At 45.9% G+C, this 24,075-nt stretch carries 17 protein-coding genes; 6 read left to right on the top strand and 11 right to left on the bottom strand.

Annotated elements, in window-relative coordinates:
- Positions 1 to 640: 640 nt before the first annotated feature.
- From QT998_RS09960 to QT998_RS09950, 3 genes are all read right to left on the bottom strand, one after another.
- Complete coding sequence (locus QT998_RS09960) at positions 641 to 1,846, bottom strand: glycosyltransferase family 2 protein (RefSeq protein WP_333114402.1); 1,206 nt, start codon at positions 1,844 to 1,846, stop codon at positions 641 to 643.
- A 496-nt stretch (positions 1,847 to 2,342) separates the two neighbouring features.
- A complete protein-coding gene (locus QT998_RS09955; protein ID WP_333114399.1) occupies positions 2,343 to 3,974 on the bottom strand; it encodes a polysaccharide biosynthesis protein in 1,632 nt (543 codons plus the stop codon).
- Positions 3,975 to 5,051: 1,077 nt separating this feature from the next.
- On the bottom strand, positions 5,052 to 6,320 hold the full coding sequence (locus tag QT998_RS09950; RefSeq protein WP_333114396.1) for a type IV pilus twitching motility protein PilT: 1,269 nt from the start codon (positions 6,318 to 6,320) through the stop codon (positions 5,052 to 5,054).
- A gap of 417 nt (positions 6,321 to 6,737) precedes the next feature.
- Between QT998_RS09950 and QT998_RS09945 the strand changes: the two genes are divergently transcribed.
- From QT998_RS09945 to QT998_RS09935, 3 genes are all read left to right on the top strand, one after another.
- Complete coding sequence (locus QT998_RS09945; protein ID WP_194066508.1) at positions 6,738 to 7,892, top strand: DUF58 domain-containing protein; 1,155 nt, start codon at positions 6,738 to 6,740, stop codon at positions 7,890 to 7,892.
- 86 nt (positions 7,893 to 7,978) lie between these two features.
- Positions 7,979 to 8,191, top strand: coding sequence for a hypothetical protein (locus QT998_RS09940; protein WP_333114393.1), 213 nt, complete (start codon positions 7,979 to 7,981; stop codon positions 8,189 to 8,191).
- Between the two features lie 38 nt (positions 8,192 to 8,229).
- Entirely contained in the window at positions 8,230 to 10,842 is a 2,613-nt protein-coding gene (locus tag QT998_RS09935) for a chloride channel protein (RefSeq protein WP_333114391.1), read from the top strand.
- Between the two features lie 329 nt (positions 10,843 to 11,171).
- On the opposite strand, the gene minE is transcribed toward QT998_RS09935, so the two are convergent.
- The 7 genes from minE to QT998_RS09900 all read right to left on the bottom strand — a co-directional run bounded on the left by minE (position 11,172) and on the right by QT998_RS09900 (position 17,568).
- Positions 11,172 to 11,543, bottom strand: a complete 372-nt coding sequence (gene minE / locus QT998_RS09930; RefSeq protein ID WP_333087034.1) for a cell division topological specificity factor MinE — start codon at positions 11,541 to 11,543, stop codon at positions 11,172 to 11,174.
- A 247-nt stretch (positions 11,544 to 11,790) separates the two neighbouring features.
- On the bottom strand, positions 11,791 to 12,597 hold the full coding sequence (minD, locus tag QT998_RS09925; protein WP_194066505.1) for a septum site-determining protein MinD: 807 nt from the start codon (positions 12,595 to 12,597) through the stop codon (positions 11,791 to 11,793).
- A gap of 576 nt (positions 12,598 to 13,173) precedes the next feature.
- Positions 13,174 to 13,971 carry a septum site-determining protein MinC gene (gene minC, locus QT998_RS09920; protein WP_333114389.1) on the bottom strand — a complete coding sequence of 266 codons (798 nt, stop codon included), beginning with the start codon at positions 13,969 to 13,971 and terminating at the stop codon, positions 13,174 to 13,176.
- A gap of 387 nt (positions 13,972 to 14,358) precedes the next feature.
- Complete coding sequence (locus QT998_RS09915; RefSeq protein ID WP_333087039.1) at positions 14,359 to 15,039, bottom strand: response regulator transcription factor; 681 nt, start codon at positions 15,037 to 15,039, stop codon at positions 14,359 to 14,361.
- Positions 15,036 to 16,490: a sensor histidine kinase gene (locus tag QT998_RS09910; RefSeq protein WP_333087041.1), complete on the bottom strand. Its 1,455-nt coding sequence runs from the start codon at positions 16,488 to 16,490 to the stop codon at positions 15,036 to 15,038. Before QT998_RS09910 ends, QT998_RS09915 begins: the two co-directional genes overlap by 4 nt.
- A 60-nt stretch (positions 16,491 to 16,550) precedes the next feature.
- Positions 16,551 to 17,165, bottom strand: coding sequence for a cupin (locus QT998_RS09905; protein ID WP_333114386.1), 615 nt, complete (start codon positions 17,163 to 17,165; stop codon positions 16,551 to 16,553).
- A 271-nt stretch (positions 17,166 to 17,436) separates the two neighbouring features.
- Positions 17,437 to 17,568 carry a hypothetical protein gene (locus QT998_RS09900; RefSeq protein WP_333087046.1) on the bottom strand — a complete coding sequence of 44 codons (132 nt, stop codon included), beginning with the start codon at positions 17,566 to 17,568 and terminating at the stop codon, positions 17,437 to 17,439.
- Positions 17,569 to 17,602: 34 nt separating this feature from the next.
- Between QT998_RS09900 and QT998_RS09895 the strand changes: the two genes are divergently transcribed.
- The 3 genes from QT998_RS09895 (at position 17,603) to QT998_RS09885 (ending at position 21,480) form a co-directional block, all read left to right on the top strand.
- A complete protein-coding gene (locus QT998_RS09895; RefSeq protein WP_333114383.1) occupies positions 17,603 to 18,313 on the top strand; it encodes a YHS domain-containing (seleno)protein in 711 nt (236 codons plus the stop codon).
- A 392-nt stretch (positions 18,314 to 18,705) separates the two neighbouring features.
- Positions 18,706 to 19,407, top strand: coding sequence for a DUF4079 domain-containing protein (locus QT998_RS09890; RefSeq protein ID WP_333087048.1), 702 nt, complete (start codon positions 18,706 to 18,708; stop codon positions 19,405 to 19,407).
- A gap of 342 nt (positions 19,408 to 19,749) precedes the next feature.
- Positions 19,750 to 21,480 (top strand): NAD(P)H-quinone oxidoreductase subunit 4, encoded by a 1,731-nt coding sequence (locus tag QT998_RS09885; protein WP_333114381.1) that lies wholly within the window; start codon positions 19,750 to 19,752, stop codon positions 21,478 to 21,480.
- Between the two features lie 595 nt (positions 21,481 to 22,075).
- Here the strand turns inward: QT998_RS09885 and QT998_RS09880 are convergent.
- Complete coding sequence (locus QT998_RS09880; RefSeq protein WP_333114378.1) at positions 22,076 to 23,740, bottom strand: helix-turn-helix transcriptional regulator; 1,665 nt, start codon at positions 23,738 to 23,740, stop codon at positions 22,076 to 22,078.
- Between the last annotated feature and the right edge of the window lie 335 nt (positions 23,741 to 24,075).

Here is a 24,075-nt window from a genome sequence, read left to right as displayed (position 1 = left end):
GCAAGCCTTTGGCATCAACCAAAAGCCCTAGTGACATAGCAGCTTTATCCGGTAACGGGTACTGAAAAATCGGGTGAATTCAAGGAAACCGCAGCACTTCGGGTGGCGGCAATCTTGAGCCAAGTCTGGCGAAAGGCAGCGGTTTCGATCGCAAGTAGCCGGAAAGGTGCAGAGACTAGAGATGAGGAGCCTAACCAATAAATCTCACAGCGCCCGACATCCCGCGACAGATGATAAGTCTGCGTTTTAGGGATGATGAAATAGTCCGCGCCCTTCGGAAACGTTGGGATAAGTGTAACCGATTGGTCGTAGGTTCAAATCCTACCCGGGGAGTTAGTAAAAGTCTGAAGTTGGAATTTTCCAGCTTCAGATTTTTTTTGTTTTTATTTTCTACCAGCAGATTCATACAGCGTATTCTACCTACAGGGAATACGCTGTATGTCAACCGCTTCTTACTCCCCATCGAAATATTTGGTTTTCTCGAGCGAGTTTTTGGGCAGCCATTTATTTAAGGTAAATCCGTCATCAAGAAAATTTGTAAAAGTATAGTTTTTCCCGATCGGTTTATTCATCGTAGGGTGTCCCCGAAAAAAGCTGTTTGAGTTAGATCGAGCATCTGGCTGACGCACCCTACCGAATACTAAACATCGCGTTCTGTTCGCACCCAATTAGTTTGCCGCTTCAGCAGAAAACCCAGATACAAAGGAATTTTCCACAGGATATAAAACGGTACGGATAATAGAGTTGCGCCGGAAATGTCGGCACGGCCAAATTTTCCCCAAGCGCTGACAATTGCAACTAAAATTAGTAGTCCTTGTACTCCTAACAAGATGGCAGGAATCGCGGATGCTCCGATAATCGCTGCTACTATAGAGGCGACAAAAGCGGCTAGCCAAAGAGCAACTAAAAGCGATAGAGGAGGGACGGATAAGTCGAGGGCGATCGCCATTAAGTCAAAACGCTGTTGCTCGATCGAAGCTGTCGCCAGCCTGGGTGTCTGAGTTAGCAACGTCTGGATGTGTCCGTGTTCCCATCTGGTTCTTTGAGTTTTAGCTGCTTCCTCCTGCTGCGGCAAACACCCTGTGACTCTGGCTTCGGGGCAGAATACGGTTGGATGTCCGGCGATCGCCAGATCCAAACTCATTTGCATATCTTCCACGATATTGCCGCTGGCTAAAGGAACCTCTCGAATGATTAGCCAGGGAAAAGCCATGCCCGTACCTGTTAGCAATGACGGGAATCCTAGCTGTTTTAATCCGCTGGGGCGGACTAGGTTTTTCACGAGAAATGCTAAGGCTGAAATCGAATCTTTGGGGGTAGGATCGGGCGGCTGTTCCATTAAATATGTGGCCTGCACCGGTCTTTGTTTGGCCATTGAAACGCGGGCTAATGTTTCTATGGAATCTGGCTCGCAGATGCAGTCTGCATCAACCATAATGACTACTTCTGGAGGGTCTGAGGCGATCGACTGCAAGCCGAAATCCAGGGCGTATCCCTTCCCCTTACGTTCTGTGTCATGGCGCTCGATCGCCGTTGCACCGCATTTGCGGGCGATTTCTGCCGTAGCATCCGTGCAGTTGTCAGCAATCACTAACAGGCGGTCTTGAGGTGTTAGCTGCGGCAGAATGGTGGAGATAGTGGCGGCAATTCCTCCTGCTTCGTTGTAGGCGGGAATTAAAACTGCTATTTTGGGGCGGGGTTCTTTGGTTTCGTCTGTGGGGGCGAGGTTCGACAGGAAAGCTGCACTGCATTCTAGAAATAGAACTGCAACGGGAATTAGCAGGATTAGGGCGATCGTCAAAAGTACAACATCAACAAATAGCAACGGTAGCTGATTTATTTCCACAATTCTAGCACCTTAATTTAATTTAATTTGCAGCGGTCATTGAATTGACTTCATCAAATTTAACCTCAGTCAACTCAGCGATCGACACTATAGCTTTTCAAGCGAAAGATGAGGTACTATGCGACATTGGGCATTGGCCAAACAGGGCATTGGCCAAACAGGGCATTGGCCAAACAGGGCCTACCTCACTTTTTTGATAACCGCTATATCTAACTTATAAGATACGAAAACATCACCCTTATTAGGTTTGTAGTCAGGAATGCGAGTCCGTTCCAAGAGAGGAATTTAGTCCTTGCCACGAACTAATTTGATTGCAATCGTTCGCTCCAACATGATATCATATCATGTCGATTCTTACCATTTTAAGTAAATCACTTAATTAAACCTCAAACAGACCCAAACTTGAAAAACCCGGTATCTCAAAGAAACCGGGTTTCGGGTTGTTCAGCTTTGAATCAACTAAAAATGACAAAGCAATCTCTCAACTATTTTTCAATTACGCCGCTTCCCGCACAGGAACAGGTTCAGATTTTTTTTGAGTGAACTGTGCCGGGAGTGCAGATGGTCTGATACATTTGGAGATCGATCGCAAATATCCCACTTCTGCTTCAAGAGAATCCACCGCAGAAAGACTTTCCACTAATTGATCAAATTCATCAGCATTAACTCCTGCACAGTTCAAAACTTTTTGGTTGAGCCTCCCGTACATTCCTTGCAGGAGGAGTTGGATAATTTCGCTGTAGTCAGCGACTTCTGTTCCGTAACCTTGCAATTTTTTCGGATTGACTCCCCACTGCAAAATTTTCAGCAATTCTGCGGCGGAACTCCACGCAAAAGAAGAAGCAATTACCTCTTTTTCCGCTGCGACAAGAGCCGGCTTAATTTGCACTTCTGGGAAATTCTGATCGCTAATTATTTTTTCCAGGTTAGACACTTGTTTATCTAACACGCACAAAGAAAAAGGAGCTAGTTCTAGAATCACCATGTCGCCAGCCTGGTCAACTCTTCTGAAAGGATCTTCCAGAACATTAATTAGGAGATGAATGTCTGTAGGTTTATTCCAGTCAAATTGTCCTAAGAAAAATGGTTCTTCGTATCCCGGTAAAAGTCCTTGAAAATAAATCGGCAAATTTTTGCCGGATTCAAGAATTTTATACAAAGCGACTTCCAAGGTTTCTGTCGGCCATCCGAGATTGCTGACGGCGACAATTTTCAGTTTTCCCGGAACGGAAACCACGAGCGAATTCAGTAACAAATGTACGGCTTCGACTAGATTTTGAGCGGTTACGTAGCGGTGGGGGGCGTGAACGTTGACTGTTTTACTTTGCTGTACTTTCTTGGACATTTGCTCACAGAACAAGCTATTTTCTAGCATATGAGTAAAGCGAACCATCCCGTAAGTGACTTTTCCTTCTTGAGCTGCTTTGGCAAATTGCCATTCTGCAAATTTTTTGGAGGCGGCGTAAATTTCGGTTGTAAAATATCGAGATGTTTTGCCTGTGGAAGAGAAGATGCAGTCTTCTACGCCGTATTCTTCGGAAAGTTGGATGACGTGTTTGCATCCCAACAGGCTGGTTGTAACTGTTTCTCGAATTTGGATTTCAGCTAATCCGGGCTGGCGCTGGGCTGCTAGGTGAAAAACAATGTGCGGTTTTTCTACTTCAAATATGTGTTTGAGCGCCTGCAAGTTGCGAATGTCGGCGGCATAGAAAGTTACTGCGCCTTCTTTGTTAAAGTGCGGGAGATTTTCGTCGGGGTTTTGACATCGGGCTTTGTCTACGGAAATGATGTTAGTTGCGCCTAGAGAGAGGAGTTTTTCGATTAGAAAACTCCCGACGCATCCTTCTCCGCCGGTGATGAGGATAGTTTTTCCTTTGATTTTGTTGCTGCAGGCGAGGCTGTACAGGTTAATGGTACGATCGCGCACATCGCTAAAAGGTTCGCTTTCTAGTTGTCCGTCGGCTTGATAGGCCCAGATTAGTTGTGCGGTGAGAGTTTGTAGCGTTGCTAGGATTTGCGGATTTTGCGGTTCGGGGGAACCTGGGGGAACTAGCTGCTGGATGCGATCGATTATTGCCGCTTTGCTGCCATCTTCAAACACTTCTGAGAAGTTAAATGTGTTATTCACTTTCTGGGCTCCTTTAAATTATAGAAATACGGTTGTTGATGCTGATTCAGAGTTGTCAAACTGATTTTTGAGGGACAGAATTTTAAAAATTCGGCTGATTTGGGTTGTTTTTACAGAGAAAGCTACTTAATCGGAAAGATAGGCGATCTGCTTTCCTACTAAATAATTATTTTCAGTCTACTTGTGGTTTTATTAAGGAATTTTTAATCTGCTTGCTTTGGCTAGCTGCTAAGTCGGAACTTTCTCTGTCAAAAATTAGTCACTACAACTATAAACGTAAGTTGCTGGCCGTTGGCAATAGTCACAACAGATCTTTACCATTTCTTTGTAATTACCTCAGAATATTCACGCAATTTTAAAGTTAATGTAAAGTAGTGCAGGCGTCAAACAAACTTAATAATCCTTGCCACTATCAGTAAAATGTCTTTTTTATTACTAATTGTATTAAAAGTTTAAGTAAAGATACGGAAAACATTGTCAAATATTGCGGTGTGCCTAAAATATTGCTATTTATAGCCTTTCTGTGCTCTCATATGAGGTACTATATGGGATACGGGATAGGGCATTGGGCGAGCGCGAAGCGGAGGGATTGGCCCGCGCAGGGCATTGGGCGAGCGCGAAGCGGAGGGATTGGCCCGCGCAGGGCGAGCGCGAAGCGGAGGGATTGGGCATTGGGTATACCTCACTTTTTTTAGAACAGCTATATACGAGGTTATAGCTTTTATCAAAAAGGTGAGAACTGAGTCGATTTTAGATACTTCGGCTTCGCTCAGTACGAGTTTTAAATTTTAGATTTTAGATTGGGGAATTCAGGCTTCTATCGATTTTAGATTGGGGAATTGAGCGAGTGATATCATCTCCGATCGATTAGCACGCGCGAACGGTTTTTGTGATAGTAATTGACCGGATATGATATGAGGTATTGAGCGATCGCTCAATACCTCATATTTTCCTCAAACTGCCACATATCCGTACACAATAAGTCATTCCCAATTTTTTAATTTCAACTCTTAAATCTCAAATGTCAAATAGTATGAATTGGTGGGGTAGCCAGAACAAGACTACCCCTGCGTGCTGCTACCGGTCGCGAATGCTGCGTTCTTTTTTGCTGCCTTCAAAGCCGCGAGCGTCCCCAACATCGTAGCCTCCAGTCCGTAAGCGACGGTCTAAATCGCTCGCTTCGGGAGAACTTTTTGCTGCTTCTTCGATCGTCACTCTGCCTTCGAGCACCAGTTTATAAAGACCCTGGTTGATAATCTGCATTCCTTCGTAGGTGTCATGTTCCATCAACCGGAAAGCTTCGTCATCAGCACCTTTCATTAAGTAATCGTGCATGGCGGGCGTATTCACCAAAATGTCGTGAACTGCGACGCGGCGGTTGTCAACTGTTGGCAGCAAAAGTTGGGCAATTACTGCTACCAAAGAATCGCAGATTTGAATCCGCATCGTTTGCTGTTCTTCGGGCGGATACATATTCAACAAGCGGTTGATGGCGTTTATGGCGCTGCGAGTGTGGAGAGTTCCAATTACTAAGTGACCTGTTTGAGCTGCTTGCAGGGCTGTATTGATGGTAACGCGATCGCGCATTTCCCCGATCAGAATCACATCTGGATCTTCCCGCAAAACTGCCCGCAAAGCCTGCTGAAATTCGTGGGTGTGCAAGCCGACTTCCCGCTGGCTGACCAAGCATTTTTTAGAAGGGTGAATGAATTCGATCGGATCTTCTATTGTAACTACGTGCTTCTGTTCCATCTGGTTGAGATGGTCGATCATGGCAGCTACTGTTGTTGATTTTCCCGAACCGGTAGGCCCCGTAACCAGTATTAACCCCTGCGATCGCAAAATGATATTTTTGAGAACTTCTGGTAGCCTCAAGGAATCGATAGTCGGTATTTCTAAACTGATCAATCGCAATACTATCGCACCGCCGCTGAGGGCATCGAAACAGTTGACGCGACACCGCACAAAGCCTGGGTAAAAAATTGCTGTATCTAATTCCTTGGTAGCTGCAAACTGTTGTCGCTGTTCGGGGGTGAGAATTTCGGCTAGATAATTTTGAAACAATTCTGGCGTTACTTTGGGGTGGGTGGTTGCTACTTGCATCACGCCCCGAATCCGAAATCGAGGTACTTGGCCGACTCTAATGTGAATGTCGGAAGCCGAGGCGCTGTGGGCATCTCTGACCATTTGTTCGATCGTACTGGTGGGTGTCTCCACAGCCCGTGGCGGGGCGGCGGGGGGCGGACTCGGCGCGGGAGTTGCGATTGCTAAGGGCGGGGGCGGCGGAGGCGTGCGGCGGGCTTGAGGCTCTGGTCGAACGGGTGTACGATTGTTTGATGGGTTCATTTTTTAGTCTCCAATCAGTCGATTTTAGGTGTAAAACTTGAGATTTTGGATTGACTCGCAGCGCCGTGAATCTGGCAGTTTCAATGAGGGTCTACAATTTGCGAATTGACGGTGATTGAGTATCGGGAGGTTGTATCCGTTATTGGGCGAGGTCAGTGTATTATAGCTTTTATCAAAAAGGCGAGAAGTGAGTCGATTTTAGATTTTAGATTTTAGATTTTAGATTGGGGGATTTAGGGATTGGAGGATTGAGGGATCGATCGCTCAATACCCGATTTTTGGCTCGAACTGCTATAACTGCGAAAAAACACCCAATTTATAATCTAATCGCTCGCTGGCTCATTCGGTGCTAGATGCTGAAAATATTTTACAATTGGGCTTGATGGGACGATCGACTAATTAACAATTTTAACTTGTATGAATATCAGTCAAAAAATTGTCGGCTGGCTCGAAAATCGTGCTGTAACCCCCGCCTACGCGGGTTGGCTGCTATCGGGAATGACGGTTTTCTTTTTTGGATCTGCTACTAATACAATGGCTGGTTGGTTGTACGCACTAAGCGGTGGGAGTTTGGCGCTGTTGGTCGTAGCGGCGGTTTTGCCGGTCAAATCGCTTCGTTCTTTGGAAGTGCGCCGTCGCCCCATCGAACCGGTGAGTGCGGGCGATCAAATTACAATCGAACTAGAAATCACAAATCGCGATCGCCAACCTAAAACTTTGTTGCAAGTGGTAGACATCTTGCCGTTTGTATTGGGAAAAGAGGTCATCCGCCCGATCGAAGTCATAGAGCCTAACAGTACATACAGGGATACATACTATAGAGAAGTCCCGCAGCGCGGTATCTATCGCTGGCAAGAGGTGCACTTGAGAACGGCTGCGCCTTTAGGGTTGTTTTGGTGCCGCCGCAGCCGTCCGGCGAAAGCGGTGGCGGTTGTCTACCCGCAGGTTTTGCCGTTGAGCGCTTGCCCTTTGATCGATCGCATCGGTCAAGAAGACAGCCCGCAATTGTACAATCGCAGTCGATCGCAAACTGCTACCGAAGGCCTCACCCGCAACCTCAGACCTTACCGCCACGGAGACCCCACCCGCCTGATTCACTGGCGCACCAGCGCCCGCTACGGAGAACTGCGCGTGAGAGAGTTAGAAGTTGCCGCCGGCGGTCAAGACATTATTATTGCTCTCGACAGCGGCGCTTTGTGGGAAGCAAAGGAATTTGAACGAGCCGTGACAGTAGCAGCTTCTCTTTACTTCTATGCTAGCAAGCGCCTGTTAAACGTCAAACTTTGGACGGCCGGAACCGGACTCGTATCGGGGAACCGGGTAGTTTTGGAAATTTTAGCCGCGGTTAATTCTGGGGAAGAGGCGATCGATTCTCGATCGAAACAGTCGATAATTTGGCTGACTCCAAACACTACGAGTTTAAGCACTCTTTCCCAAGGTAGCCGCTGGGTGCTATGGCCGAGCGCCACTGCTGAAACAGGCGAAAAAACATTAGTAAAACACGATTTACCAGGGTTAGAAATTCGCTCCGACCGACCGTTAGAACTTCAGTTACAAGCAAGCATCTCCTAGACTTTTAGACGTTAGGATCGCCCTGAAGGAAGATCGCAGCCACTTCAGTCAGAATGGGAGTGTTCTTATCGTTTAGCTAAAGAAATATGAAAGACGAATTTGATGACAAAGAGAGAAATTTTTCTCCCGGCGATCGCTCAAACGCTATTTTTGGGCGAACAGAATTATATTTATTGCTGCTGTTGTTCGTCGGTGGTATTACGATAGACTACTGGTTTCATCACCCACAACAGCTTTGGCGATCGCCCACCGAGCAGCCTGCGGGTCTCAATCCACCATCCCCCAAACCGCTGCTTTAAGCGGGATCGTCAACGTCTGCACTTTCCCCAAAGGCAAAATGATACGCATCGGAAAACTTATCTGGAGTCGCTTTTCCCATCTACTGTTGCGTCCCAAGCGATTAGCGATTTTTGAAGCCTGCCTGATTGGGCTAGTGTCGGGACTGGCTGCGCTGTTGTTGGCACAAGGAGTTGGTTGGCTCGGCGGCTGGCGGCAGCAGGTAACGCATTTCATCCCGGCCTATATTGCACTGCCCTCGATCGGGGCCCTAGGCGGATTCTTGTCTGGATTCATAGTCGATCGCCTCGCTCCGGCCGCCAGCGGGAGCGGCATGAGCGAAGTCAAGGCGGTACTCGCCAACGTTCCGATGCCTTTGAATTTACGAATTGCCCTAGTGAAGTTGGTCAGCGCCACCCTCATACTCGCTGCCGGCATACCCCTCGGACGAGAAGGCCCCACGGTACAGATTGGGGCAGCGTTAGCGAGTCAACTGAGTCGATGGTTCCCAACTTCACCCGATCATCGCCGTCAGATCCTCGCAGCCGGAGCCGGAGCGGGACTTGCAGCCGCGTTTAACGCGCCGATCGCAGGTGTTTTATTTGTGGTCGAAGAACTGTTGCAAGACGTGTCAGGAATCACCTTGGGAACCGCTATCCTAGCTTCGTTCATCGGGTCAGTTGTCGCTCGGATCAGTGGTTCGCACAATCTCGATTTAGACCTGCATCTTGTTGTCTTTAATACCAGCTTTTCTGCTTCTGAGATTCCGTTTTACCTGCTGCTGGGAATCATAGCAGGCGGACTTGGCGTGCTGTTCAATCGCTCAATCCTGACAAGTTTGACGTTGTACCGCCGCTTTTTCCGTGTCGGCTTACCCTGGCGAATCGGATTTGCTGGGCTGATTACGGGAATTGCACTCGCTGCTTTACCAGATATATTTCGAGACAATGCCGGACTCAAAGAACTGCTATTAACCGGAAATGCAGACTGGCAACTCGTGGCGATCGTCTTTTGCATCCAGTTTTTTCTGATCGTCGTCACCTACGGTTCTGGCGCACCGGGCGGGTTGCTGATTCCCAGCATGGTACTGGGTGCAGCGTTAGGATACCTCGTAGGAGTCGGAGAACACCAAGTTTTGGGTTTAAGTCTGGCAACCACCTATGCACGGGTGGGGATGGCGGCATTTTTCTGTGCGGTTGCTCGCACTCCGATTACTGCGGTAATCCTAGTGTTTGAGATGACGACTGACTTTAATTTAGTGTTGCCGCTGATGATCGTATCTGTGACTTCTTACCTGATTGCAGAATTGCTTGATGAGGGTTCGCTTTACGATCGCTTGCTGGCCTTTAAAGGCATTCACCTGACGAAAGAAACGAGCGCTCAAGATCCTTGGACAGATCTAACTGCATTGAATGTGATGCAGCCGAAAGTAGAAACGCTTTCTAGTCGGATTCGTCTGGAAGAAGCGTTACAGGCGTTTTCCCTGTCTTCCCACCGCACGTTTCCGGTGGTAGAAAGCGGCAAGCTTGTCGGCATTGTAACTCAAAAGGATATTACCAACTTTTCTGCACGAGGATTGAATGGTGAGAATCTTGTCAGCGAGCTGATGACACCAGAGCCGGTTCGCATTAACCCAGAAGATACGCTTGCCTATGTGCTGCATTTGCTCGATCGACACAATCTCCATAGCTTACCAGTCGTAGAAGGACGGCGATTGGTCGGTATTATTACCCGCAGCGATATTATTCGCGTTGAAGCAGCTTATCTCAACAACGAAAGTCTCGCTCAACCAAAGGTAGAACGATCTCGGATAATTCATCAAACCAAATCGCCCGAAACTGGACAAGGGCGCATCCTCGTGCCGTTGAGCAATCCAAAAACCTCCCTGACGCTGTTAGAAATGGCAGTGGCAATTGCCCGCGATCGCAACTATGAAATTGAATGTTTGCAGGTGATTGTTGTGCCGAGACATCAGGTGCTTGCAGAAACTCCAGTAAAAACGGCGGAGGGTCAAAAGTTACTAAAGCAGGCAATCCGTCTGTGTCAAGCGTGGCAAGTTCCGATCCATACCCAGATTCTAGTGGCGCATGATTTGTCAAGTGCCATTCTCGAAACGATCGAAGAGCGACATATCGATCTCGTCTTAATGGGCTGGAAAGGCAGCACTAAAACACCGGGGCGGGTTTTTAGTCGAGTTGTCGATACTATGATTCGACAGGCTGTTTGTGAAGTGGTGTTGGTGAAGTTAATCGATCGAGCAATTTTTGAGCGGTGGTTAGTACCAATGGCAGGCGGGCCCAATGCCCATCAAGCAGTTCGGTTGCTACCTGGATTGATTTCTCTGACCAAAACCGCACAAGTCAGATTATTTCATGTGTACGATGCTTCTGAGGAGCGCCAAGCCAATCGTGTTGACTTTGAACCAACCGAAGAAATCTTGAAAGCTGCCGCTGAGTTTCTCAAGCCCCAAGTGAATGCCTCTATCTTGACGACTTCTGTATGTGCTGATTCTGTGTCGGCTGCAGTATTGAGTTATGCCAAACAGGATGGAAGCGATGTGATTGTTTTGGGTGCGAGTCGAGAGGGATTATTGCAACAGATGAAACAGGGAAATATTCCAGCCCTAATTTCTCGTCAAAGCAACTGCAATGTAATTTTGGTAAGAGCATCTTGAAGCAGAAAAATGAATCACAAGAGATATAGTTTTTGGTCGATTAGCCCCAGTAAATAAGGTTCGTGCGGACGACTGTCCGTTCTTATTACGGACGGTCGTCCGCACTGCGAAACGTTTTTGTTATAGTAATCTAGCGAACAGAATAGAAATCGTAGAGCGATCGCTAATCCGGTGATTTGTTTTGATATTGAAAAATTTTTAATAGAAACGATCGCATTTTTTGAGAGAGCATCTGAGTTTTGTTTTTGTAGCGCTGTCGCGCGATCGCCTAGTAAAGGCTCGCATTCCTACAAAAAAAATATTTTTACAAAGCCGCAGATGCTCCCCGGTTAATCTGTCGTTTCCGGGAGAATGTCCACGACATACTCCGGTACATACTCGGGAATATCCTGGGGCAAATTCTGGGGCAAATTCTCTGGCAAATTCTCCCGTGGCTGTTCGAGGCGGACTCGCCGGATCGGGAGATTTGCAATCAATGCTGTCGCCCGCTGATCGCTAGCAAGCGCAAACTCCGACTCAGTAGTATCGATTTCCACATAGCGAGACACCACCTCTAGAATTTCTCGGCGCATCGATTCAACCATTTCGGGGCTGAGCTCTGAGCGATCGTGGGCTAAAACCAGTTTCAGGCGACGTTTTACATCGTCGCGGCTGTTGTCAGGGGTGCGCGGGAAAAGTCGTTCGAGAAGTGTGTATAGCATGGGTATAGCGGATTTGTCAAGGGTTGGGCATAGAACAAGTCAGTCGATTTTAGATTTTAGATACTTCGGCTTCGCTCAATACAAGTTTGAGATTTTAAGATTGGGGAATGACTTATTCCCGTCTGGGTTGGAGTAGGGGGCAGCAGTTTGATGCTTTTGGGGAACCGGTATCACTTGGGAAAACTTTCAAGTAATTTTTGTGGTGCGGTGGTTGCTGTTTGAGGTCGATCGCCAATATGGCAGCACATCACATAATTTTAGTATTGAAGAACTTGCGGAGGCGAGTAAAAAAGTTTTCGGGACGGGAATTGAGATCGAGAAAGTCAACTTTTTCGCCTTCTAAGCGGCGGGCAATATTGTCGAAGGCCGTTCCAGCTAAAGAGGCCGTTTCCGACAATACTAATGGTTCGCCTCGGTTCGTAGAAACAATGACGCGCTCGTCGTCGGGAACAACGCCTAACAGCGGAATGGCGAGGATTTCCCGCACGTCTTGCACCGACATCATATCATTTGCCAGCACCATTGCAGGCCTGATCCGGTTAACGATCAGCCTAATTTTTTTGACATTGTTGGCTTCTAGCAGCCCGATGACTCGATCGGCATCCCGGACAGCAGCGATTTCTGGAGTGGTGACAATGATGCCTTCTTGCGCCGGGGCGATCGCATTTTGAAAACCCTGTTCAATTCCAGCCGGAGAGTCAATCAAAATATAGTCGTATTTTGCTCCCAACATCCCCACAAGCTGCTTCATTTGCTCAGCGCTGATGGCATCCTTCATCCGAGTTTGGGCAGCCGGCAACAGCACCAAACGCGGCTGCCGCTTATCTTTCACCAAAGCTTGCTCTAACCGGCACTCTCCGGCGAGAACTTCTAAGGCCGTGTAAACAATGCGGTTTTCTAAGCCCAGCAGCAAGTCTAAATTTCTGAGACCGAAATCGGCATCAATGACGGCAACATTGCGCCCCCGCTTAGCTAAAGCCATGCCGAGATTGGCTGTGGATGTGGTTTTTCCCACTCCGCCTTTCCCTGATGTAACAACAATAATGCGAGCCATAAGCGATTTTAGATTTATTAGTCAGTTGTCAGTTGTCAGTTGTCAGTTGTCAGTTGTTAGTTGTCAGTTGTCAGTTGTCAGTTGTTAGTTGTCAGTTGTCAGTTGTTAGTTGTCAGTTGTTAGTTGTCAGTTGTTAGTTGTCAGTTGTCAGTTGTCAGTTGTCAGTTGTTAGTTGTTAGTCGTCAGTTGTCAGTTGTCATTGGCAACGGTATTATTTGGGGTTGCTAATTAGCTGATTCTTTGGATATTTTTCCGTGATTTTGTTATTAATTGAATTAGGAAGTAGTTTAGTTTTGTGATGGTAGTGAACATCAAGAGTTTGCACTACCATCACAAAAAAATGCTTTTGTCAAGCCGGAAATACTCCCTTGAATCAACTCAACGCTCAACACTAATAACTCTCCTTGTTCCACCAATTCTCTCTGAATTTGCCTTGAAAATTTAAAACTTCCTTGACTGACTGATTTCGCCAAGACCAAAATTATAAAGCGCAGACTTAAAGAGAAGTAGTATTGCCAATAACCAATGACCAATGACTAATGACCAATAACCAATAAAATAACCAATAACCAATAACTAATCACCCCCACTTAACTGCGATTTGTCAAAATCCGAGGCTCTACCGATCCGAATTCCTTGAGGTGTCACATAGGCGACTTCCGGGAAAAACTGAGCGGGTGAGGTTTCAGGGCCTCTGGCCACATACTTAGCAATCCTAATCACCATCGGTTCCATCTGCAAGGTCATAATCACGCTTTTGGTATTGCCACCGGCACCGGCGTGCACTACGCCCCGCAAACGCCCCCAAACTAGGATATCTCCTCCGGCGATGACTGAGCCACCGGGATTTACATCTCCCAAAAGTACGATCGTCCCTGGATGGCGAATTTCTACGCCCGATCGCACTGTCATCTGCAAATATAAAGGTTCCGCCAGCGATTGCGGTTTTTCGGCCACCGTTTGACTCAGAGAAGAAACCGGAGGCTGCTGTTCTACACAATAGCCTGCAGTAGCGGCAGCAACGGCAGTTTGGCGGCGGCTGGTGTAGACTCGTTTGAGTTGCAGTTCCACTTCCGATAGGGCATCGGCGATTTCTTGCAGTTGGCGGATATCTAAAAGTCGATCGCTCCCCATCAATTTTACTTCTGCATTTGGCTGCCAAAAGCGTTCTCCTGCATTCAGCCTAACTTTTAGCTGCTGGCAAAGTTCAGTCCAAGTCGAAGCTGCACCAGTTGCGGCCTCGGTGTTGGTTTCTGGGGGAAGCAGCAACAATAGTTGTCCGTCTTCAGTCTTGAGTCGGACTTGCAAATCTAAGCTGATTTCGGGTGTTGATTGAGCAGCAGCAGCGGCTCCGGCAGAGGCATCGGGTATCATGAAACAGTTCGATCTCGGGTAGGGACAGGTTAACATCAATATTAGCTTGAGTCGTCTTTTGCCTCAGCCTTTGGGGGGAAAAGTCTGGTTTTTTTATTTTTAACGGCAGCTATGGCAATTATATTTTGTTTGCGAACATTTTTTTTTGATCGATCGCAGAGAGTACAGGTATAGATAGGACTTACGCACCAGTGGTGAGAAACCGGGTTTTTTTGCAAAAATACTGCATCTAGACCTTTAATAGCAATTCCGGTTGCACTCCTCATGATTTTAACTGTCAACAGTCAACAGTGAATTTACTATTCCGATGAAGAGAGGATTTGATATAATTTAGATAAAAAATCGGTTAGGATTGTGTACTTCATAAACCTAGAATAGGTTGTAATATTACTTTTGCTCTCGCAACACATAGCCAACTCCCCGAACAGTATGCAGCAAGCGTTTTGAGTTACTTGCTTCTAACTTAATCCGTAACGCCCGAATATACACTTCAATAATATTTGACTCGCCCATAAAATCGTAACCCCAGACTTTTTCTAAAATCCGATCGCGCGTAATGACTTGACGGGGATTTCGCAGCAAAAATTCTAACAAATCAAACTCTTTAGCCGTGAGTTCAATTAGTTTATTTTCTCGATAAACTTCGCGGGTTAAACAATTTAAGATTAGGTCTTCAAATTCTAAGCTATCAGGGTCATTTGGTTGGAGGCGACGGAGACGTGCTTTTACCCTCGCTAGAAGTTCTTCGATACTGAAAGGTTTAGTCACATAATCATCAGCGCCAGCATTTAATCCCGTTACGCGATCGGGGACTTCATCTTTTGCTGTTAACATAATTATTGGTACTTGCACGCCAGTCGATCGCAACCTCAAACAAATATCCAATCCAGAGATACCCGGAAGCATCCAATCTAGAATCAATAAATCCGGTTCAGCCGTGCGGGCGATCGTCAATCCATCCAATCCATTGGGGGCGACGGTGACGTGATAGCCTTCTAGAGTAAGTTCCGATTCGATGAACTTCGCTAGTTTAGGGTCATCTTCAACCAGGAGAATGCGATCGCTCATAGTTGTGGATTCCAGACAGGTAAGGTGATAGTAAAAATACTACCTTCTCCCGGTTTCGATCGCAGCGCGATACGTCCTTCCATACCTTCGATCAGGCTTTTGGCGATCGCCAATCCCAACCCTGTACCGTCTCTAGAGCGAGTCATTGACTCATCCACCCGGTAAAACCGCTCAAAAATCCGGTTTTGATGGGGGAGAGAAATACCAATTCCGCGATCGCCCACATGAATCATCACCTGCTCTTCCCTCTTTTCTAAGACTAATTCCACAGGTTGTTCCGAATCAGAATACTTAATTGCATTATCAAGCAAATTAATTAAAACTTGTTGTAAACGAGCTTGATCCGCACAGGCTACAACATCTTCATCATTGGAAACCAAAATAATTTTTCGATTGCTAACTTTTTGACTCATTTCAACCACCTCAGCCACCAGAGTATTCAAGATCACCGGATGCAAGCGAAAGTGCAAATTGCCACTATCAGCCCGTGCCAAATCGAGTAAATCTTCTAACATCCGAATCGTGCGTTCAGTTTCACCAACCGCTGTTTCCAGTGCTTGCTGCTGATAGTCACTTAAATTAGTGCTGCGTCGGAGCAAACTTTGTAAATAACCGAGAACAACCGTCAGGGGAGTGCGTAATTCGTGAGAAACATTGCCGACAAATTGGCGTTGTTGCTCCCAGGAACCCGACAATCTAAACAACATCTCATTAAAAGTTTGTGCAAGTCCTAAAATCTCATCAGGAGCCTCATCCAGTTGGAGTTTTGCCGCCTGCAAATTATCAGCAGACAAAGTGCTAGCCACTTGACTCATGTGTTCCAAGGGGCCCAGAGCATGGCGGATCCGACTGGCGATCGCCAACATTAACACCAAAATTACCACAATACTGACAACAATTAAACTCCGAATCCCATCATTTAATTGACGTTGCTCGTCAGTGATATCTTGAGAAAAATATACCGTACCCAGCAACTGATTTTTGATTCTCAGAGTCGTGCTACAGATCACCATGTAGCGATCTTCCACCCGCACAAAAGTCGGCTCAGCAGGAACTTGCGTCAATGAAAGCATCTTCGTAATCTTAGAAGATTGCAGATCCATATCAGGTGAATTTACCAACAGCATCCCGTCATTTCGCTTCACCCACACCATAATTCCTCCTGTAGAAGCTTTATGAACGCTTCGAGTTAAACCAATTTCTAGTGAACCCATTTCACTATAAAGTTCAACCTGTTCGGGAAAACGCATTCCAATATATTCCAGCGTTTGTTTGTGCGCACCGACTAGATTTTGTGACCTTTGCCAGCCAGACCAAAATGCCACGCTGCCAAGTCCTAAAATCGAGAGTAACAGCAATTCCAGCGTCAGGCGAAACTGAAGCGAAGAAGTAGAAATTCGCTTACCAGTAAAATGATTAATAGCAGCTCTAAATTTGGTTATATGCTTCATTCAATTTACCAATTCCCAATTCCCAATTCCCAATTCCCAATTTCCCATCAGAATGCTCGCTTAAAAATTTTCTGCCGTGCCTTGAAGTTGGTTGAATTCAAAGCGTCGATCGTAATCTGTTTCACCATAAATATTAAAGCTAATTGTTGGTTCATCTCCGATCGCCTCCACATGATGAATTGCATCGGGCATAAAGCACAAAATGTCACCAGATGCAAGCAAAAGATCGCCCGCTGTTTTGATTTTATTGGAAAATTTAGCATTTGGCGATCGCTGCCAAAAAGTATTTTTTTCCTGTCCACCAAGTAGCGCCACCAGCCCCCAACTAGCATGATTGTGAATCGGAGAAACTGCCCCCGGAGCCCAAGCCACCAACTGCACCGTCAGAGGAAAAAATGGTTCATCATAAAGTGTTTGTACTGCCCATCCTGTCTCAGAGTCAGGCTCTAAAAGAGCAATTTGAAGCCAAGAAGAACCATCTAACAATTGGCGAACAAGAGGACAAATTGCCTGGAGTCGTAAATAATCATCACTAATTTGTTCTAATACATCTTCCAAGTCAGTTAAAAAGCGGTAAAGTCGGTAGGGATGAGTCAAATTTTGTGTTTGACTGATAGCCTCACCAACACGGTACTGTCCATCATCCGTTACTAACCAGTCTTTTCCTGTGATCATTTCTCAACTCGCGATTAAATGATTGAACTACTAAAAGATAGTCAGGCTTAATCTCCAGTCTATAAGATATTCCTGGTAACTAGATGATGGGTTCCTAATTCTTAGATGAATTTTTGCTGAAGAAACCGAGAGATAAAACTCTGAATGTTTTATCTCCCATCCATCTCTTCCTCATCTAGCACTCATTTTCTTGAGTGTTAATGTAAATAACCTCAAGTCTTGAGGACAACACCATTAGGACTGACGCACGGGTGGCCAGAAACCGGGTTTTTTACCAATAATCCTTCACTGTCACCCACAAATCAAGTAAAAACCCGGTTTCTTTTGTCAAAAGTGCGTCGAGGACAACAAAAAGCCAGCCGATTTGCCACAGAGTAAGAATTCTCAAGCTAATCTCTGGCATGGAACTGCTAACAATTTATCGGAAAATTAAACACATGAAAGTAAAATACTTTACCACGATCGCGATTGCCACTATTCTAGGCTTGGCAACAGCTAATGTTAGCTACGCCAACTTCAAGGGTGCCACAAACTCAAACTCTACAACCGTTTCATTCAAGATTGCAGAATCCAATCCTTGCGCTGGTAAAGCCAACCCTTGCGCTGGTAAAGCCAATCCTTGTGCGGGGAAAGCCAATCCTTGTGCGGGGAAAGCCAATCCTTGCGCGGGTAAAGCCAATCCTTGCGCGGGGAAAGCCAATCCTTGCGCGGGTAAAGCCAATCCTTGCGCTGGTAAAAACAGCACAACAACCGTTCATCCTAAGTATTACACCGAAAATGGTATGGCTCTTGACGGTCAGGATGTCGTAGCCTATTTTACCCAAAGCAAATTAGTGATGGGAGTTAGCCAATTCAAACATAATTGGGGTGGCACAACTTGGATGTTTGCTAGTGCAGCAAACCGCGATATGTTTGCTAAAAATCCTGAAAAATATGCTCCTGAATACGGTGGATATTGCGCTCAGGCTGCCAGTGAAGGAAATCTTGTTGCTACACAACCTGATGCCTGGAAAATTGTTAATGGGAAGCTTTATCTCAACTACGACAAGAAAGTACAAGCAGAGTGGATGGGTGATATCCCCGGTCATATTGCTTTAGCAAACAAAAATTGGCCTAGTATTCTGAATAACAAAGAATTGTTACGTTAAGCTTAATTAAAGCTGATGCCGGATACTCAGAAATCTTTTTGGAGCTATCATACTTGATTCAAACTCACATTTTGTACCATAATATTTCTGGTATTCGTTTGTAAATGGAAACGCCCTGGCGCTCCGGCGAGTTATTGTCTCTTTTGCTACTATCTGGGATTTTGTTGAAGCCTTGTGTGTTGTTCGATCGCGCGATCGATTGCGTGAAGGTATCAAAAGTTTAGTTAAACTGAGATATTGCAACACGAGTGTCCTGTAGGGGCTCACTTCGCCAACAGTCACAGAAAGTTACAGAGAGGTTGAATAAACCCGCTCTTCCCTATGAAAAAGCCTGATTTGAGATGGGCGCAAGATGTGAGGTTAAATCGAATTGAAAAACGAAAGGGTATTGTATGGAACTTAAAGATTTTCTGGCTTTGCTGCATCCGATTTTAGCTGTAGCGATCGTTTTTCCGATGCTTGGTGTGGTGCTGAATATGGCTTGGCAAACGATGCAGCGCCGCAAGCAAGTTGCATCCGGGGAAAAGAGCAAAATTCCTCCAGTAGTCGGTTCAGAACACCTGAAAGCAGGTAGAATTCTGTCTGGTTCGGTGGTAGGAGTGACGTTGTTGGGTTTAGGCTACGCGATTTTTGAGCATATTTTGACCGAACAAATTTGGAGCAAAAACTCGTTTCAAGTCGTTTTCATTGTGCTGATGTTTTTGGCGACTATTGCTTCTTTGGTGATGCTCTATCGATCGACACCGGCGTTATGGCGTGGCATATTTGCGACATTGACTGGTGCTGGCTTGGTGATTCTTGGCACTCAAGATGGCGTTTATCGGCTAACCAAGGAATGGTATTGGTCTCACTATTACATTGGCATCACCGCTGCGCTGCTGATGGTGTTTTCGCTGGCGATTGTTGAAGATATTTACAAAGATCGATCGAATCGGTGGCGCACTGTCCATGTCATCTTGAATTCGATCGCTGTGCTGCTCTTTCTGGGACAGGGAATGACGGGAACCAGGGATTTATTACAAATTCCTCTGAACTGGCAGAAACCCTATATTTATAGCTGTGATTTCCCCAATAAGACTTGCCCGAAACCGTAAGCAGGAATATCTGTGTTTTGTAAAAAGGATTTTTTGGGCTGGGCGATGCTAGAAATACACAACACAGATGCTCGCCGTCGCATTAGTGTTATTTTTGGCTTCCCGACTTCACAAACCTTGTCCAGAGAGGTTTAGAGCCACTTTAGCTGCTAGAAAATGTTTGAGTCCGGTTAAAAACTGCTGAATAAAATAACTGCAAAAACTATTGACATTTGCCGCAATCTATGATTTTGCTAGCCACTGCGGTATTTGTCAAAAAAATATATTTACAAATGTTAAGTTTTACTTAAATTTAGTATTATAATTGTCGTAACTTCCAACTAAGTATTTATTCTCACTATCATGATAGCGGATCAATTTCCTTGGCTGACCGCAATTGTCATCCTACCCCTCATAGCTGCCGCCGCCATCCCTTTTTTGCCGGATACAGACGGCAAAACAGTCCGCTGGTATGCTCTGAGCGTTGGTATTGCAGACTTTGTATTGATGTGCTGGGTGTTCTGGACTCACTACGATCCGAGCATCTCTACTTTCCAAATCGTCGAGAAATATTCCTGGATACCTTCTTTAGGGCTCAACTGGTCTGTTTCGGTTGACGGGCTGTCGGTTCCGCTGGTGTTGTTGGCGGGATTGGTGACGACGCTATCTATTTTTGCTGCATGGGAGGTCGATCGCAAGCCGCGATTGTTCTACTTCCTAATGTTGGTGATGTATTCGGCACAAATCGGAGTATTTGTCGCCCAAGACATCATGCTGCTGTTCATTGTCTGGGAATTAGAACTAATTCCGGTGTACCTGCTAATCTCGATTTGGGGCGGACAAAACCGCCGCTACGCAGCTACCAAATTCTTGATTTACACCGCAGGCGCTTCCATCTTTATTTTGATAGCTGCCTTAGCAATGGGATTTTACGGCGGAGGAAACGTTACCTTCGACATGGTAGAACTCGGCTTGAAGGACTACCCGCTGGGTTTAGAAATCCTGCTTTATGGCGGATTGTTCATTGCCTTCGGCGTAAAACTGGCGATTTTCCCCTTTCACACATGGCTACCTGATGCCCACGGCGAAGCATCTTCTCCGGTGTCGATGATTCTGGCCGGCGTGTTGCTGAAAATGGGCGGCTACGGACTGATCCGCCTGAATTTGGAACTTCTTCCGAAAGCACACATTTACTTTGCACCGATTATGGCGGTGCTGGGTGTTGTTAACATTATCTACGGCGCGCTGAATTCCTTCGGCCAAACGAACATGAAGCGCCGCCTTGCGAATTCGTCGATTTCTCACATGGGATTCGTGTTGTTGGGTATTGCTTCCTTCACGGATTTGGGAATCAACGGGGCGCTGCTGCAAATGATTTCCCACGGTTTGATCGCCTCAGTATTGTTTTTCCTGGCGGGCGTTACCTACGATCGCACCCATACAATGGTGATGGACGAGATGGGCGAGATTGGGAAAGTGATGCCGAAAGTTTTTGCCTTGTTTACCGCAGGCGCAATGGCATCTTTGGCACTCCCCGGTATGAGCGGTTTTGCTAGCGAATTGTCAGTCTTTGTAGGCGTTGCAACGAGCGATGTTTACGGCTCTTCTTTCCGCGCGGCGATCGTGTTTTTGGCGGCGGTGGGAGTGATTTTGACACCGATTTATTTGCTCTCGATGCTGCGACAGTTATTTTACAACTGTGGAACATTGGCGGCTTGTGACCTTGAGGATCTAGATTTGCGGAATCAGCGAGAGAATCTGGATGAAGCGGTTTGTTTCGGTAATAGTTGTATTTTGCCTGGTGATGCACAGTTTATTGATGCTAAACCTCGGGAAGTGGCGATCGCATTTTGCTTTTTGATACCGATTGTGGGAATTGGTTTTTATCCCAACATGGCGATGCAAGTTTACGATGCGACGACTGTGGCGGTAAACGCCGAAGTCCGCCAATCTTACAGCCTAATTGTTCAAGAAAATCCTCAGATTTATGCGAAGGGATTTTTGACACCCAAAATTGCACAGACTCCAACAGCCCCTGCTTTGGGCCAAATTACTGGATCTGAATCTGCATCGGCTTTCGGTATTGTCAAATAATTTTATCGAATTCTGTTTTTGTTGAAAATTGGGCGATCGCTTTTTTTGAAAGGGCGATCGTTTTTTTTGTCAAAGAAGTTGTTAGTTATTGGTTATTGGTTGTTAGTTATTGGTTATTGGTTATTGGTTATTGGTTATTTGTTATTAGTTATTGGTTATTTGTTATTTTAGCCGCTCGCGAAGTCGAAGGCTAGTTATTAGTTATTTTAGCCGCTCGCGAACGTCCAACGTCATCACGAAGAAGGCTATAACGGCTTCGCTCAGGGTGAAAAGAAGAAAGAAGAAAGCGTAGGGTGCGTCTTCCTCGAAAATTTATAACAAAAAATCGACAATTTCATAGATCCGCTACGTCAGATTGTCGATGGAATGTACGGAATTTTTGATGTATCCGCACCCCACAACTACTCGATCAAACGCACAATTCGGTTCGTAGTGCGTCTTGGTGTCCGTCAAATTCTGCTACTCGATTAAACGCACTACGAACCATTTTTGTGATGGTAATCTACGGGACATGATACGATCGCTCGGAAAATAGCATATTGACGGCGCTCAACGCAGATTTCAAGTCTTGAGAGGACATGGATGCAATTCAAGTCTACTGAAATTCCCAAATAATCTGCGCTAGATTCTCCTTCGCATATCCCACCTCAAGCGTCGATTTATCCTCCAAACCGGAGACAACTTTCGTCAGGATATTTAGCGGCTCTTCAAAGCCTGTAGTTTTCAGAAACAACACTTGCAGCCGATTTTTAACTAATGCTAAAATTGAGCGACTGCGAGATTCTTCACCTGCTTTTTCTTGAGCAATACTCTGGCTAAAATTGTGAGTTTTCAACAGCCGCATTCTTTCTGTTCCTTGCGTTTTAACCGTTTCCAAAACCTCCACCCGAATCTGCTCAACCAATCTTTCGCTGACGTATTTCACAATTAAAGGCTGAAGCCTAAAAACAGTTTCTCCGCCCTCACTGATTTTTTCAATCAGCAAGCGACGGCTGAGAGAATCGAGATTTTTTAGCAAATCGGAAAGCGAGGAATTAACTAACATTTTTTCTCGCAAAGTCGTCAGGAAAATCGGACTTTGTGCAATAGCCAGCCAGCAGACAATCTCTTGTTCTGAATTCGACATTCGATCGAATTGCTGCGCGAGTAAATTGCTGATGTGTTCTTCAATAAATAACGCCGTCGCTTCTAAAAATTTGACAACATTACCATCAAAAAAATCATTAATTGTGGTTGCCACAATTTTTAATGCTAACAAATTTCCTCCGTAGCGAGCTAACAAAATTTCCCACTCTCGATCGCGAGCTGACAAGCCTTTTTCTTGGAAAATTTCTCGCGCTATTTCTGAAGAAATAGCGGGCTTGAAAGACCGTACTTTTTCTCCCGCCAGCAAAGCTAGTTCTGTAGGTTCTTCGGCACTAACTAGCACTAAACAGCTATGGTGATTGACTTGACCGAGGCGCACAATTAAATCTCGATAGCCTTCGCAGCCTTCGCGGTAGTGTCCTGCTAGTTCTTCGGGTCGGAGGACTGCTTCAAAATCGTCTACAATTAGCAGACAGCGCTGTTTTCGCAAATGCTCGATTAAGCGCGAAATTTTGTCGTTGAGATCGATCTTTTTCGATGGAGCGGCTAACGGCACATCGGGCTTTTTTGGGTTATAAAAAAGTTGAATTAAGCTGTCTAGAAATTCGGATGGTGTTGGTGTCGATCGCAGCGATCGCCAAATCACAAAATCAAACTCATGCTGTATCTGTTTCGCCAACTGTACCGACAGAGTTGTTTTCCCGCTACCGGCCAAACCCAGCAGCGCTACCAAGCGACAATTATCCGATACGATCGACTGTTTTAGCGCAGTTAATTCTTCACTGCGTCCGTAAAAAACCGCAACATCCGGCGCTTGGCCCCAATCTTCTTGTCTGCGCCCGTTAGCGGAGCGCTCGGAGAGGATCGGCATTTTGAAAAAAGATCCTTTACCTCCGGGACTAAAATCGCTTGCTCCCTGCTCTGCGTGGTATGAAAACAGCAACTGATGTCTCAATTCTGACAATTTTCCCGGGCCGTTCCCCCCAATCTGAAACTTTTTGTAAACTTCGCCTAGTCTTTTGCGAACGGCGATGTCGCTAATGCCGAGCTGTTTGGCGATCGTAGCGGTAGATTGACCGTCAAGAGCCATAAACACGGTTTTTAACTCGGCATCTGTCACACCGAGCTGTTTGGCGATATTTTGCACAAAGTTTTGAGGAATCGGAGTAGTCAAGGTAGGAATCTCGCCTCTACTAAAAATCTATCTTCTATTATATTCTGTGAGTTCTCGCGGGCGAACAATTGCATCGGTTAAAGTTCAGTTTGCTTGTTTTTTTTTCGGAAAATTTGAGATATTTTTTCCCAAATTCTAGGTTTTGGTACCAGTTTAAAAAACCATGCAACTGCGGAAAACCTCCCAACCCTAATGCAATCAGTAATATTATGTCCGAGCGAACAACAGCTATAAAACTGGTTTGTAGTGAGGACTTCAGCTTTTAAATTGGATGGGAACTTCAGTCCTCACTACAAACCAGAGCGTTATTTATTTACCGGACATAATATCATCTT

The organism is Microcoleus sp. S1D4 (assembly GCF_036700765.1).
Classification (GTDB): Bacteria; Cyanobacteriota; Cyanobacteriia; order Cyanobacteriales; family Microcoleaceae; genus Microcoleus.
The sequence above is the reverse complement of the archived record's forward strand: the minus strand, read 5'-3'. Positions and strand labels throughout refer to the sequence as shown.

Bases quoted from the DNA above. Each gene is read 5' to 3' on its own strand.
- QT998_RS09900 (WP_333087046.1), bottom strand. From the start codon at position 17,568: ATGCCAGAGATTAGCTTGAGAATTCTTACTCTGTGGCAAATCGGCTGG.
- QT998_RS09945 (WP_194066508.1), top strand. From the start codon at position 6,738: ATGAATATCAGTCAAAAAATTGTCGGCTGGCTCGAAAATCGTGCTGTA.
- QT998_RS09895 (WP_333114383.1), top strand. From the start codon at position 17,603: ATGAAAGTAAAATACTTTACCACGATCGCGATTGCCACTATTCTAGGC.
- QT998_RS09910 (WP_333087041.1), bottom strand. From the start codon at position 16,490: ATGAAGCATATAACCAAATTTAGAGCTGCTATTAATCATTTTACTGGT.
- minE (WP_333087034.1), bottom strand. From the start codon at position 11,543: ATGCTATACACACTTCTCGAACGACTTTTCCCGCGCACCCCTGACAAC.
- QT998_RS09940 (WP_333114393.1), top strand. From the start codon at position 7,979: ATGAAAGACGAATTTGATGACAAAGAGAGAAATTTTTCTCCCGGCGAT.
- QT998_RS09885 (WP_333114381.1), top strand. From the start codon at position 19,750: ATGATAGCGGATCAATTTCCTTGGCTGACCGCAATTGTCATCCTACCC.
- QT998_RS09935 (WP_333114391.1), top strand. From the start codon at position 8,230: ATGATACGCATCGGAAAACTTATCTGGAGTCGCTTTTCCCATCTACTG.
- QT998_RS09915 (WP_333087039.1), bottom strand. From the start codon at position 15,039: ATGAGCGATCGCATTCTCCTGGTTGAAGATGACCCTAAACTAGCGAAG.
- QT998_RS09950 (WP_333114396.1), bottom strand. From the start codon at position 6,320: ATGAACCCATCAAACAATCGTACACCCGTTCGACCAGAGCCTCAAGCC.
- QT998_RS09905 (WP_333114386.1), bottom strand. From the start codon at position 17,165: ATGATCACAGGAAAAGACTGGTTAGTAACGGATGATGGACAGTACCGT.
- minC (WP_333114389.1), bottom strand. From the start codon at position 13,971: ATGATACCCGATGCCTCTGCCGGAGCCGCTGCTGCTGCTCAATCAACA.
- minD (WP_194066505.1), bottom strand. From the start codon at position 12,597: ATGGCTCGCATTATTGTTGTTACATCAGGGAAAGGCGGAGTGGGAAAA.
- QT998_RS09890 (WP_333087048.1), top strand. From the start codon at position 18,706: ATGGAACTTAAAGATTTTCTGGCTTTGCTGCATCCGATTTTAGCTGTA.